The sequence below is a fragment of the Occultella kanbiaonis genome (assembly GCF_009708215.1).
Taxonomy (GTDB): domain Bacteria; phylum Actinomycetota; class Actinomycetes; order Actinomycetales; family Beutenbergiaceae; genus Occultella; species Occultella kanbiaonis.
In genome coordinates, this window is the sequence record NZ_CP046175.1 from 4,967,097 (window position 1) to 4,980,464 (window position 13,368).

Genomic DNA, 13,368 nt, shown 5'->3' on the forward strand with positions numbered 1-13,368 from the left:
CCTCAGCGATCCACGCTCGCGCGGCGCCGATGCGCCGCCATGAGGGACTCCTGCAGGTCCACCAGCCGGTTCCCGTCGTCGTCGAGGTAGCGCCTGGTCCACACGTGCCGGCCGTCGCCTTCCGGAGCGAGGTGCCAGGCTGCCGTGGTGTCGGCAGCCGACCGATCGATCAGGCCGACGAGCTCGGCGACGTGGTCGGGGTCGATCACCCGGATCAGCACCTCCACCCGCCGGTCCAGGTTGCGGTGCATGAGGTCGGCGCTGCCGATGAAGACCTCGGGATCGCCATCGCCGGCGAACGCGTAGATCCGGGAGTGCTCCAGGAAGCGCCCGAGGATCGAGCGCACCCGGATGTTCTCGCTGAGCCCGGGGATCCCCGGTTTGATCGCGCAGATCCCGCGGACGATGACGTCCACCGGGACTCCGGCCTGGGACGCGCGGTAGAGGGCGTCGATGGTGACCTCGTCCACGACCGAGTTCATCTTGAACTTGACCCACGCCTCGCGGCCGGCCCGCTTGTTCTCGATCTCCCGGTCGATCCGTTCCACGAGCCCGTTCCGGATGGAGCGCGGGGCGACCAGGAGCCGGTGGAACCGGGACTTCGGGGCATACCCGGAGAGCTGGTTGAAAAGCCGGGTGAGGTCCTGGCCCACCTCGGAGTTGCACGTGAGCAGCCCGTGGTCCTCGTAGAGGCGAGCCGTCTTCGGGTTGTAGTTCCCGGTGCCCACGTGACAGTAGCGGCGGAGCCCGTCCGCCTCCTGGCGCACCACCAGGGAGAGCTTGCAGTGGGTCTTCAGGCCGACGATGCCGTACACGACGTGCACGCCCGCCTGCTCGAGCTTGCGGGCCCAGGTGATGTTCGCCTGCTCGTCGAAGCGCGCCTTGATCTCCACGATGGCGAGCACCTGCTTGCCGGCCTCGGCGGCGTCGATGAGTGCGTCGATGATCGGGGAGTCACCGGAGGTCCGGTACAGGGTCTGCTTGATCGCGAGCACGTTCGGGTCCGCCGCCGCCTGGGCGAGGAACTGCTGCACGCTCGTCGAGAACGAGTCGTAGGGGTGGTGCAGCAGGATGTCGTGGTTGCGGATCGCTGCGAAGAAGTCGGTCGGGTTCGCGCTCTCCACCTCGGCCAGGCCGCGGGCGGTGGCGGCCACGAACCGGGGGTACTTCAGCTCGGGCCGGTCGACGTCCGTGAGCACGCCGAGGCCGGTCAGGTCCAGTGGGGGCGGCAACTCGTAGACGTCCGCATCACCGATGTCCAGCTCGCGGATCAGCATCTCCCGGAGTCGGTCGGTGAACCCGGCCGCGAGCTCGAGCCGAACCGGGGGCCCGAAACGGCGCCGCAGGAGCTCCTTCTCGAGCGCCTTCAGGAGGTTCTCCGCGTCGTCCTCCTCGACCTCGAGGTCTTCGTTGCGGGTGACCCGGAAGATGTGGTGCTCCACCACCTCCATGCCCGGGAACAGGTAGTACAGGAACGACGCGATGACGTCCTCGATCGGCACGAACGAGGCGATCTCGGTGGTGTCGGTGGCGTCCTCGGGGCGCACTGGCCGGCCGGTGGCGTCGACGGCGATGAACCGGGGCAGCAGCGGCGGCACCTTCACCCGCGCGAAGTGCTCCTTGCCGGTGCTCGGGTTGCGCACGATCACGGCCAGGTTGAGGGAGAGCCCGGAGATGTACGGGAACGGGTGCGCCGGGTCCACGGCGAGCGGGGTGAGCACCGGGAAGATCATCTTCCGGAAGTACCGGTGCAGCCGCTCCTTCTCGGTCTCGTGGAGATCGTCGAAGTGCACCAGGGTGATGCCCTCGGCCGCGAGCGCGGGCTGCACCAGGTCCGTGAACACAGCCGCATGCCGGGCGGTCAGTTCGTGGGCCTTGACCGAGATGGCGTCGAGCACCTGGCGCGGCAGCAGCCCGGACGCGCCCGGCACCGCCATGCCGGTGGCGATACGACGCTTCAGACCGGCGACCCGGACCATGAAGAACTCATCGAGGTTGGACGCGAAGATGGACAGGAACTGGACCCGTTCGAGCAGGGGCAGTCCCTCGTCCTCGGCGAGCTCGAGCACCCGCTCGTTGAACGCGAGCCAGCTCAGCTCCCGGTCGGCGAACCGGTCCTCGGGCAGCTCGTGCGGCTCCGCGTCGTTGAACGCGTCGACGTCGAGGGTGATCGAGTTGACGCCGTCCAGACTGTCCACCTGCTCGCTCATGAGCCCCATCGTGGCACCTCCCGGCGCTCAGTGTGAACCGGTGCGTGCGTACTGGACGTGGGCGCGGGCCCGATGGAATCCGGCGCGCTCGTACACGGCGATCGCCGGGGCGTTCTCCCCCTCCACATACAGCTCGAGCCCGGTGAGATCCCGGGCCGCGAACGCCGCCATCGCGTGCGCGGTGAGCAGCCCGCCGATGCCGCGACCCTGCGCGTCCGGGTCCACGCCGAGCACATAGATCTCCCCGACCCGATCGGAGATCTTCACCCACATGGAACCGAGTGTTCGGCCGCTGTTCACGTCCTCGGCGAGCCAGAACAGTCGTCCGTCGAACCACGGCTGGGCCATCCGAGCCTCGAGGTCGGCGCGCGTCATCCGGCCCTGCTCGGGGTGGTCGGCGAACGCGCGGGCGTTCACGGTCAGCCAGGCCTGTTCGTCGCTGCCGGGTTCGAACGTGCGCACCCGAACGCCGTCGACGGCGGAGGTCGGTTCGCTCTGTGACGGCACCTTCGTGGGCTCGGGCACGGTCGGTGCGGGTGCGGTCATCACCCAGAGGTCACGAACCACGCCGAGCCCGCGGGTCGCCGCCAGAGCCCGTGCGGGCGCGAGGTCACCGTGCGCCCAGACGCGCACGTCCTCCGGGCCGTGCAGCCCGTCCGCGCCGTCCGGCGTATCCAGCCCGTCCAGCCCGTCCAGCCCGTCCAGCACCGCGTCCAGGAGTGCCCCGCCGATCCCCCGGCGACGCGCTGCCGGATCCACGGCGAGCTCGCCCGACCCGTCGGCCACCTGGGCGTACCCGAGGATCGGGACCGGCCCCCCGCCGTCGGGCCCTTCCGGCCCACCTCGCACGATCAGGTGCCGCACGGGCCGGCCGCCGCCCAGGTTCAGCAGCGACTGCTCGTCGAACGCGGCCTCACCGTCGGCGGCGGCGACCCGGGCGGCCAGGTCCCGCACGGCGGCGACGTCCGCGGCTGGCAGCGCCCGCGCGACCTCGATCGCCATCAGTCCAGCCGCCCGGCCCGCCACAGGGCCGCGGCGTTCTCCAGGTCGGTGGCGGTGTCCAGCAGCGCTCCGGCGTTGCGGGTGAGCCGGGTGGCCCGATCCCGGTCGTCGAGCTCGACCCAGTCCGCGTCCATGGCAGAGCCGGTCGCGAGCACCCGCAGGAACGCGGCGGCGCGGTCAAGGGTCACGTCGAGGTCGCCCCGGAACACACCGGAGAGCACGGCGTCGGCGAGCTCGCGGATCTGGTCCGGGCCGGGCGGGGACGCGACGCCGGCGACGACCCCGGCGACCTCCGCGCGGTGCAGGCCGAGGTGGTAGCGCTCGGCGATGGTGTGCGGGTCCCGCCGGGTCCACTCACGCAGGAGGTAGAGGCGCCAGAGCGCCCCGGGCAGGGTGTCAGCCGGGCTCTGGGACCACATCGAGGCGACCGTGTCCAGACCCTCGGTGTCCACGAGCGTGATCAGGCGCCGCACCAGGTCCGGGTCCTCGGCGCCGTCCCGGCCGCCGAGCACGAGCGCGCCGGCCGTCGTGTGCGCGAGTTCGGACCGGACCGCCGGGTCGATGTCACCGGCGATCTGCTCTGCCTCCTGCGGGCTCAACATCGCAGGGCGGCGGAAACGGTGCGTGCTCAACATGCTCCTCGAGGTCGGCGATCATGGGCCTGGCGACCCGGACGCCTCGACAACGCCGCGACGCCACCGGGCATTCCGGGTGGAGCGGATCGGCACTCACCCGAAATTTCGGCCCTCACCACGATACGTGGGCACCGTCTCGCGCACACGTTCGCCCCGGACCAGGTGCACGGCGTCGAACCTCTCCAGCAGCTCCCCGGCCTTCGCGTGCCGGAACCAGACCCGGGAGCCGATGGCGGGCACGCGGTGCCCACGCCGATAACGCAGCGGGGTCTGCACCTCGCCCGCACCCTCGGAGCGCAGCAGCGCCGAACCATCGACGGCGCGCGGCAGCCGGTCCTTGCCGGGCGGTCCGGACGCCGCGTACCCACCGCCGAACGCGGTCGCGATCCGGGCCGCCGGCCGCCGGACCACGTCCAGCCCGAAGAAGGCGGCCGGACGGGCGGTGAAGCCGGAGTAGTCGTCGAACAGGGTCGGACAGAACAGGCCGGATCCGGCGGTCACCTCGGTCACGGTCGGGTCCGGTGCGACGTCGTGCACGGACCCGCTGCCACCTGCGTTGACCAGCAGCTGCCTGCCCAGATGATCCTCGAGGGCGGCCACCACGGCGGGGCGACGGCCGGCGAGCTCGCGCAGCGAGGCCCGCTTGAGGATCCGGACCCCCACACCGCGCAGCCCGGCCTCGCCAAGACCCGCCACCTGCGCGTCGTAGAACATCACCCCGCGGACCCGGACCCGTCCGGTGCGCTCGACCGCCCGGGCCAGCGCGACGGCGTCGGCCGGGCTGCGCAGCGGTGAGCGCCGCACGCCCAGGTGGACCCCGAGCGGGGCGATCCGCAGCGAGGCGTCCACATCGATGCAGACCTGCACGGCCGGACCGCCCGGGGACCCGGCCCGGATCAGGGCCCGCTCGATCAGCGCGATCTGGGCGACGTCGTCGACCATCAGCGTGATGGCCTCCCGGGCCGCCGGGTTCGAGGCGAGCGCTACCAGCGAGGCGGTGTCCACGCTCGGGTATCCGACGAGTACGTCCGAGATGCCGTCCTCGGCGAGCCAGAGCGCCTCGGCGAGTGAGTAGGCCATCACGCCGGAGAAGCCGTGCACGTCCAGGGCCCGGTGCACCAGGTGCCGCACCCGGACCGACTTGGTCGCCAGCCGCACCGGGGTGTCGCCGGCGCGGGCGATCAGATCCCGTGCGTTGATGTCGAAGGTGTCCAGGTCCACGACGGCGAGCGGTGCACTGAGGGAGCGGGTCGCGTCACGCCATGGCGCGGGCCGGCCGACGGCCCCTGATCGACTCATGCCCCCATTGTCACGTGTGCGGGCAAGTCCGCGCGATGATGTCCCGATGACCGCACCTGCGACGTGGCGGAACTGGGCCGGGACCGCGTCGGCCGAGCCCAGCCGGTTCGCCCGCCCTGCCTCCGAGGATGAGGCCGCGGCGCTGGTCCGGGCGGCCGCCGAGAGCGGCGGGCGGGTCCGGGCCGTCGGGGCCGGGCACTCGTTCAGCCCGGCCGTCGTCACCGACGGCACCCTGATCAGCCTCGACCACCTCGACCGGGTGGAGTGGGTGGGACCCGAGGAGGCCGACGGCGCCCGCGAGGTCCGCGTCGGAGCGGGCATCCGGCTGTCGGCGCTGTGCGAGGAGCTCGCGCGGCGTGGCCTGGCCCTGGAGAACATGGGCGACATCGACGCCCAGTCGCTGGCCGGGGCGATCTCCACCGGAACCCACGGCACCGGCGCCGCCTTCACCGGGTTCGCGGCCCAGGTGCGCGCGGTGCGGCTGATCACGCCCGACGGCGACGTGGTCGCGGCGAGCGTTGCGCAGCGCCCGGAGCTGTTCGAGGCGGCCCGGCTCGGGCTGGGTGCCGTGGGGCTGCTCACCGCGATCACGATGCGGTGCGTGCCCGCGTTCGGGCTGCGTGCGGTGGAGGCGCCGATGCCGCTCGGGCAGGTGCTGGAGTCGCTGCCCGAGGCGGACGGACCGGTCGCCACGAACGAGCACTTCGAGTTCTACTGGTTCCCGTACACGGAGATCGCCCTGACGAAGGCGAACAACACCGTTCGGCCCGGTGAGGGCGGGACGCCGCTGCCCACCTGGCGCCGCGTCCTCGACGACGAGGTGCTCTCCAACGGCATCTTCAGCGCCACGAACGCGCTCACCGCGAGGCTGCCGGCGCTCACCCCGACCGTGAACCGGGTGGCGTCGCGGCTGCTGACCGCCCGGACCTACACGGCGTCGTCGGCGGCCGTGTTCACGTCCCCGCGCCGGGTGGTGTTCAAGGAGATGGAGTACGCGCTGCCCGTCGAGGCCGTGGTGCCGGCGCTGCGCGAGGTGGACGCCTGGGTGCGCCGGACCGGGGAGAACGTGCCGTTCCCGGTGGAGGTGCGGTTCGCCGCGGCGGACGACGTGTGGCTCTCCACCGCGCACGGGCGCGCGACCGGGTACATCGCGGTGCACCAGTTCCACACCCTGGCGCACGAGCGGTACTTCCGCGCGGTCGAGGACATCATGATCGCCCACGCCGGCCGGCCGCACTGGGGCAAGATGCACCGCCGCGACGCGGCCGGCCTGGCCGACCTCTACCCGAGGTTCGCCGACTTCCTCGCGGTACGGGACGCCGTCGACCCCCGAGGGCTGTTCGCGAACGGCTACACCGACACGGTGTTCGGCCCCGCTGGGAGGTAGCATCGCCGGGTCCGCCTCGCCGACCTTGAGAGGTGCCCGCCCATGCGCCGGTCCGTGAGCGCCGACCTCGACTTCAGCACCGGTGAGGGCGCCACCCAGGTGGCCCTGCTGATCGCCGTCGCCCGCGCGCCGGGGCTCGAGATCACCGACGAGCTGGCCGTCACCAAGGACGGCGACCCGGTCGAGGTCGTGGAGATCGGAGCGCCGCACCACGGCGTGATGCACCTCGTCGAGTTCGACGCCGCGACCGTCCGCGGCGCCGAGGTGCGGATCCGGTACCGCGCCACGATCGACGGCGACCCCGCATCGGCGCTCGCCCTCGCGCCGGCGCCGAGCACGTCCGACCTGCTCACCTACCTGCGCCCGAGCCGGTACGCCGAGTCCGACGAACTGCTCCCGACGGCGCGGCGCGAGTTCCGTGGGCTGAGCGGTCTCGCGCTGCTCGACGCCGTCGCCGCGTGGGTCCGCGAGCGCCTGTTCTACGTGCCCGGGTCGAGCCGGGTGACCGACGGCGCCGTGTCCACGATGCTGCTCGGGCAGGGCGTCTGCCGTGACTACGCGCACCTGGTGGTGGCGTTGCTGCGCGCGATGGACACCCCGGCCAGGCTGACCGCGGTGTACGCGCCCGGGCTGAGCCCGATGGACTTCCACGCGGTCGCGGAGGCCTGGGTGGCGGGCCACTGGCACGTGGTGGACGCCACCGGGCTGGCGCCGCGCGAGTCCCTGGTGCGGATCGCCACCGGCCGCGACGCCGCCGACACCGCGTTCCTGTCCAGCTACGGCGGCGGCCTGCGGATGGGTCCACAGCGGGTGCTGGCCACGGTGGCTGGCGACCTGCCCGTGGACGAGCCGTCAGCGGCGGTCCGGCTGCCCTGACGCCCCGCTCGGGACGGGCAGAGGTGCCCCCGCGATCCGGACCGGGACGTCCGGGCCCGGGCCTAGAGTTGGTGGGCACCCGGCGTGGGCCGCCGGGCGACCAGCGAGGGGACCGGCAGATGTCATACAACAACCAGTACGGCCAGCCGCCGCAGGATCCCTACCAGGCGAGCGGCCCGCAGTCCTGGGCCGGCAGCGGCCCCGCGGTGCCGGGCGGAGAGGCCTACGGGCAGGGGGTCGTCCCGCACGCGTACGGGCAGAACTCCTACGGGGACCCCGGTCCCCACGGACCTGCCGCCGGCGCGTACGGCCCGCAGCCGGGCGCGTATGGCCCGTCGCCCGGGACGTATGGGCCGCCACCCGGTGCCTACGGCGCGTACGGTCCGATCGCACCACCACACAAGGACACCACCACCGCGTACCTGCTCTGGTTCTTCCTCGGCGGATTCGGTGTGCACAACTTCTACCTGAACCGTGTCGGGCCAGGGATCGGCCAGATCGGACTGAACCTGCTCGGGTGGCTGACGGTGTGGATCCTCATCGGCTGGTTCGCGTTTGTCGCTCTGGCCATCTGGTGGATCATCGACGCGTTCATGATCCCCGGCATCATCCGGGAGCAGAACTACCGGGCCACCGGCTACCCGCAGCCCTGGTAGCCCGAGAGGACAGGCACCGCGAGCCGCCGAGTAGACTTCCCCGGCGAGTACGAGCCGGCGTGCCGCTCGCGGGCCTCTAGCTCAATCGGTAGAGCTGCGGACTTTTAATCCGTAGGTTGTGGGTTCGAGCCCCACGGGGCCCACTCACCGGTTCTGCACCCAGCCGCTCTCATCAGCGCGAGGCGAGCTGATCTATGTGGTGGCAGTGGAACCAGACCATCAGGAGAGCCCTGTGTCCGGCCCGCGTTCGTGCTCTGCGGGACCAGGATCATCCCGATGAAGCGGTTGATCGTGACCGTCACGGCCCAGCCTGCGGCGAATGCGCACGCCGACAGCGTGTACGCGCGGGACCCGGCGGGTGCGAGCAGGTGGACCGAGCACCAGATCGGGATGCCGATGAGCGGGCCGACGAGGTTGAGGACGTTGAACACCGTCCCCAGGGCGCAACCGTCGGGTCGTCGGCTCCGGAGACGATCATCACGACGAGCGCGACGAGATAGACCACCGCGGCGACGACGAAGACTCCGCACGCCCATAGTCCCAGGAGCGGACTCGGCGCCTCGCGACGATCCATCACGCTCTCCATTCGATTCACGCCGCGGCGGCGAAGCCTGACGAGGCCGCACGCCGTCGTTTGGCGATCGCATGTCGGTCGCGTACATACTAGTTGTTACACTGTTCCCATGAACTCACGCGATCAACTCACGGACGCGATGGCGGAGCTCCTGTGGGAGCGCGGCTACGCGGCGACGAGCCCACGCGAGGTGATGGTGCGCGCCGGGGTCGGCCAGGGCAGCATGTACCACCACTTCAGCGGCAAGCACGAGCTGGCCGTCGAGGCACTGTCGGCGGTCACCGGAGAGATGACGGGCGAGTCCTCGTTGCTCGAGGGAGGCGCCTCGCCGCTGGAGCGGATGAAGCGCTACCTGTCGATCCCCCGCGCGGGGACCCTCGGCTGCCGGGTGGGCCGGATGACCCAGGATCCGCAGGTGGTGGTGGATGCGGAGCTCATCGCGATCGTCGCGAACGCCTTCGACACGATGCTGGGCCGTTGGGAGCAGACGATCACCGCTGCGATCGCGGTTGGAGAACTGCCCGCGAGCATCGTCCCGGCCGACCTCGCCCGAACGCTGGCCGCGGTCATCCAGGGCGGCTATGTGCTCGCCCGGGCGAAGGGCGAACAGGGCCCCATGGACGCCGCGATCCGGGGCGCCGTGTCCCTGCTCGACGCCGCGCACGCTGCCGGCAACGACAACTGACCAACCCGAGAAGGAGAACCCCATGACAGTACGAGTCGGAATCAACGGATTCGGCCGCATCGGCCGCAGCTACCTGCGCGCCGCCCTACGCAGCGGCGCCGACGTCGAGGTAGTCGCGATCAACGACATCGCCGACGCCGCGACCCTCGCCTCGCTCCTGGAGTGGGACTCGCTGGCCGGGCATCTCGACGGCGTCCAGGTCGACGAGGACGCCATCGTCGTCAACGGTGCTCGCATCCGCGTCACCGCGGAACGAGAGCCGGCCACCATCCCGTGGGGCGAAGAGCGCGTCGACGTCGTCATCGAGTCCACCGGCCGGTTCGCTGACTCTGAGAGCGCGCGTCAGCACCTGGTGGCGGGTGCACGAAAGGTCATCATCTCCGCGCCCGCGTCCGGCGATGTGCCGGCGGTCGTGCTCGGCGTCAACGACGAGGCGATCGACGTGGCGCAGGACGTGTTCTCCAACGGCTCCTGCACCACCAACTGCCTCGCCCCGATGGTGAAGGTGCTGCACGAGGCGTTCGGCATCGAGTCCGGGATCATGACGACGATCCACGCCTACACCAGCGACCAGCGTCTGCACGATGCCCCGCACGGCGACCTGCGGCGTGCCCGCGCCGCGGGCCTGTCCACGATTCCGACGTCCTCGGGCGCCGCAGGCACGATCGGGCGCATCATCCCCGAGCTCGACGGGAGGCTCACGGGCCTGGCCCTGCGCGTGCCGGTGCCCGTCGGATCCATCACGGACCTCACGGTCAAGCTCACGCGGCCGGCGACCGTCGACGAGGTCAACTCGGCCTTCCACACCGCGGCAACGACCCCCGGACTCTCGCCCTACCTCGCCTACTCCGAGGCACCCATCGTGTCGGCCGACATCGTGGGCAACCCCCACTCGGCGATCTTCGACGCGCCGCTGACCCAGGTCGTCGGCGATCAGGTCAAGGTCTTCGCCTGGTACGACAACGAATGGGGATTCTCGAACCGGCTCGTCGAGCTGTCCGAGCGCATCAGCGGGTGAGTGCGGACCCACGAGACAGGTTAGGCTTGCCTTACGGGAGCGCCGCTGACATGTGAGCGTCTCCTGCGTCCTCACCTTGACGTGGAAGGCATCACATGACTGTGTCCGAACGCCCTCAGCGCGCCCAGCGGGTCCAGCGCCCCCAGATCGTGCTGCAGGTCCTCGAGCGCATCCAGCTGACCCCGCACATGGTCCGCATCGTCGCCGGCGGACCCGGGATCGCCGATGTCGCGGACAACGGTTCCACGGATGCGTACACGAAGATGGTCTTCGCGCACCCGGAGACGGACCTCACGCCGCCCTACGACCTCGCCGCGCTGCGTGAGGAGCTGCCGACCTCGCTGCTGCCCTCGATGCGCACCTACACGATCCGCCACTTCGACCTGGCGAACGGTCACATCTGGATCGACTTCGTGGTGCATGGCGCCGAGGGCCTCGCCGGTCCGTGGGCGGATGCCGCCCGACCCGGTGACGCGGTGGTGCTCGGCGGCATCGGCGGCGGCTACGCTCCGGACCCGGATGCCGACTGGCACCTGCTCGCCGGTGACGACTCGGCACTGCCTGCGATCGCCGCCGCGCTGGAAGCAATGCCTTCCGACGCCCGCGGTGTCGCACTGCTCGAGGTGGACGGCGTCGCCGACCGGCTCGAACTCACGGCCCCCCACGGCATCCGGATCGAGTGGTTGCACCGGGATGGCCGCGAAGCGGGCACCACCACCCTGTTGGCCGACGCGGTGCGCGCCCTCGACTGGCGGGAGGGCCGCGTGCAGGTCTTCGCCCATGGTGAGCGCGGTGCGATGAAGTCGCTGCGCCCGTACCTGACCGACGAGCGCGCCCTCGACCGCTCACAACTCTCACTCTCGGCATACTGGGCCCACGGTCGCAAGGAGGACACCTTCCAGGCCGAGAAGCGCGAGCCGATCGGACAGATCTAGCCACCGCCCGCCTCACACCGGCTAGCGTCAGCCCACATGAGTCACCTCGATTCCACGCCGCCGGACCGGCTGAGCCGGTTCACGCGGACGCGGCACGTCGCCAACTGGGCCAACCTCTCCACCGCACTCGGACTCGGCGTGGCCACGGCCGGCGGGGCGACGATCCGCCGCGGCCCGCAGCTGCTGTACCTGGCCGAGCACTACCGGTGGCACTTCCCGACCGGCGGCGCGTTCACCGTCGGTGACGTCGTGATCAGCCGTCACGACATCAGCAAGCTGACGGCCAGGAACCCCACCCTCCTCAGGCACGAGGAACGGCACAGCCGGCAGTGGATGGCCTGCCTCGGTCTGCCGTTCATCCCGCTGTACCTGCTGTCGATGGGCTGGTCCTGGCTGCGCACCGGGGACCGCGCCGCACGGTGCTTCTTCGAACGCAACGCGGGCCTCGCCGACGGCGGGTACCTCGAGGTGCCGCCCCGCCCCATCGGGCCCGTGCTCGCGCGGTCCGTGACAGTGCTCGCACGTCGGGTCCGGCGCGCACCAGCGACGGGACCGACCGCGTGACCGGCCGCGATCACGCCCTCGACCGGCTCGCGCACGCCGTCCTCTGGCCCGGCTTCGCGGGCACCACGGCCCCGGCCTGGTTGTTGCGGGCACGGGCGGCCGGCGCACCCGGCGCGGTGCTGTTCGCCACGAACATCGACGACGGCGACCCGCACCAGGCGGCGCGTCTGGTCGCCGAGCTCGGTGGTCAGGATGCCGTGACGGGCATCGACGAGGAGGGCGGGTCGGTCACCCGGCTGCACGCGCGCACCGGGTCCCCCGTGCCCGGTCACGCCGTGCTCGGCCGCGCGGACGACGTCAAGGCGACCGCCGCCGTCGCCGCCCGGATCGGGACCGAACTCGCCGAGCGGGGCATCGGGGTGGACCTCGCCCCGGTCGCGGACGTGAACAGCAACCCGGCGAACCCGGTGATCGGAGTGCGCTCGTTCGGCGCCGATCCGGACCTGGTGGCCCGGCACACGGCCGCCTATGTGCGCGGCCTGCAGAGCACCGGCACGGCCGCCTGCGCCAAGCACTTCCCAGGACATGGGGACACCGCGACCGACTCCCACTTGGGCGGCGCCCGCTCCTCCGCAACCGTGGCGGAGCTCGAGGAGATCCACCTCGCGCCGTTCCGCGCCGCGATCGACGCCGGCGTCCGCGCCGTGCTCACCGCGCATCTGGTGGTCGATCACCTCGGCCCCGAACCGGCCACGGTCAATCCTCGGGCGACCGCGCTGCTGCGCGGCCTCGGGTTCGACGGCCTGATCGTCTCGGATGCGCTGGACATGCGCGCGATCTCGGCGACCCTCGGGATCGGGGGTGGCGCCGTCGCCGCACTGCGGGCCGGCGTGGACCTGCTCTGCCTCGGCAACGCCGGCGTCTACCCGGTCACGGCGGCGGACCCACACCCGGACGAGCGCACGTACGCCGAGACCCAGCACGCCATCGTCGAGGCGATGCGCTCGGGCGCGCTCGATCCCGAGGTCCTCGAGGCGGCGGCTGCCCGGATCGAGGCACTGCGGTCCTGGATCGCCCAGCAGCGGGCAGCCCACGCCACCGCTCCGATCACCGACCGGGCCGCCGTCGACGTGGCCCGCGACGCCTGCGAGGTGCACGGCGACGTCGCCCTGCGGACCGGATCGACCGTGGTGGTCGTGGACGGCCGCGCGGGCCGGAACGAGGCTGCGGGGGTCGTCCCCGATCCCGTGGCAGCGGCACTCGCGGAGCGTCGGTCGGTCACCGCGATCACCGCCGCCGGGACGGCCTCCGGTGACCTCCTCGATGCGACCCGCGACGCCCAGCTGGTCCTCGTCCTGGACCAGCCACACCTGCATGACGTCGAGCGGGAGCTGCTCGGGTCGGTGCTGGCCGCACGTCCGGACGCGGTGGTGGTGCGCCTGGGCTGGCCCGACGAGCTCGCGTCCGCCCCGGCGCGGATGGTGACCACGTACGGGTCGGGTGCCGCGAGCGGCCGGGCGGTGGCGGACCTGCTCTGCGGGCCGCAGTAGCCGCCCTCTGGCGCTGCCGACAGCGCGCGCCCGAGAG

12 protein-coding genes and 1 tRNA gene are annotated in these 13,368 nt (G+C 71.8%); 9 read left to right on the forward strand and 4 right to left on the reverse strand.

Going from position 1 to position 13,368, the window contains the following annotated elements; all coding sequences use genetic code 11:
* Positions 1–2: 2 nt before the first annotated feature.
* The 4 genes from GKS42_RS22760 to GKS42_RS22775 all read right to left on the reverse strand — a co-directional run bounded on the left by GKS42_RS22760 (position 3) and on the right by GKS42_RS22775 (position 5,146).
* Positions 3–2,210 carry an RNA degradosome polyphosphate kinase gene (locus GKS42_RS22760; protein WP_232847811.1) on the reverse strand — a complete coding sequence of 736 codons (2,208 nt, stop codon included), beginning with the start codon at positions 2,208–2,210 and terminating at the stop codon, positions 3–5.
* 27 nt (positions 2,211–2,237) lie between these two features.
* A complete protein-coding gene (gene mshD / locus GKS42_RS22765) occupies positions 2,238–3,212 on the reverse strand; it encodes a mycothiol synthase (protein ID WP_154795902.1) in 975 nt (324 codons plus the stop codon).
* Complete coding sequence (locus tag GKS42_RS22770) at positions 3,212–3,847, reverse strand: hypothetical protein (protein ID WP_232847812.1); 636 nt, start codon at positions 3,845–3,847, stop codon at positions 3,212–3,214. The genes mshD and GKS42_RS22770 overlap by 1 nt, the downstream gene beginning before the upstream one ends.
* Positions 3,848–3,940: 93 nt before the next feature.
* Positions 3,941–5,146 (reverse strand): alanine racemase, encoded by a 1,206-nt coding sequence (locus GKS42_RS22775; protein ID WP_154795903.1) that lies wholly within the window; start codon positions 5,144–5,146, stop codon positions 3,941–3,943.
* A 46-nt stretch (positions 5,147–5,192) separates the two neighbouring features.
* Here GKS42_RS22775 and GKS42_RS22780 point away from each other — a divergent pair, with 46 nt between their 5' ends.
* From GKS42_RS22780 to GKS42_RS22820, 9 genes are all read left to right on the forward strand, one after another.
* Entirely contained in the window at positions 5,193–6,533 is a 1,341-nt protein-coding gene (locus tag GKS42_RS22780; RefSeq protein ID WP_154795904.1) for a D-arabinono-1,4-lactone oxidase, read from the forward strand.
* Between the two features lie 42 nt (positions 6,534–6,575).
* Positions 6,576–7,409, forward strand: a complete 834-nt coding sequence (locus GKS42_RS22785) for a transglutaminase-like domain-containing protein (protein ID WP_154795905.1) — start codon at positions 6,576–6,578, stop codon at positions 7,407–7,409.
* 119 nt (positions 7,410–7,528) lie between these two features.
* A complete protein-coding gene (locus tag GKS42_RS26300) occupies positions 7,529–8,065 on the forward strand; it encodes a TM2 domain-containing protein (protein WP_210769245.1) in 537 nt (178 codons plus the stop codon).
* Positions 8,066–8,135: 70 nt separating this feature from the next.
* Positions 8,136–8,208 (forward strand) — tRNA-Lys (locus GKS42_RS22795).
* A 540-nt stretch (positions 8,209–8,748) separates the two neighbouring features.
* The gene (locus GKS42_RS22800; RefSeq protein ID WP_154795906.1) at positions 8,749–9,324 is read left to right on the forward strand and encodes a TetR/AcrR family transcriptional regulator; all 576 of its coding nucleotides are present in this window, start codon (positions 8,749–8,751) and stop codon (positions 9,322–9,324) included.
* 22 nt (positions 9,325–9,346) lie between these two features.
* Complete coding sequence (gene gap, locus GKS42_RS22805; RefSeq protein ID WP_154795907.1) at positions 9,347–10,342, forward strand: type I glyceraldehyde-3-phosphate dehydrogenase; 996 nt, start codon at positions 9,347–9,349, stop codon at positions 10,340–10,342.
* 95 nt (positions 10,343–10,437) lie between these two features.
* Positions 10,438–11,277 (forward strand): siderophore-interacting protein, encoded by an 840-nt coding sequence (locus tag GKS42_RS22810; protein ID WP_154795908.1) that lies wholly within the window; start codon positions 10,438–10,440, stop codon positions 11,275–11,277.
* A gap of 36 nt (positions 11,278–11,313) precedes the next feature.
* Positions 11,314–11,841: a hypothetical protein gene (locus GKS42_RS22815; protein ID WP_154795909.1), complete on the forward strand. Its 528-nt coding sequence runs from the start codon at positions 11,314–11,316 to the stop codon at positions 11,839–11,841.
* Complete coding sequence (locus GKS42_RS22820) at positions 11,838–13,331, forward strand: glycoside hydrolase family 3 protein (RefSeq protein ID WP_168217957.1); 1,494 nt, start codon at positions 11,838–11,840, stop codon at positions 13,329–13,331. Before GKS42_RS22815 ends, GKS42_RS22820 begins: the two co-directional genes overlap by 4 nt.
* Positions 13,332–13,368 lie beyond the last annotated feature (37 nt).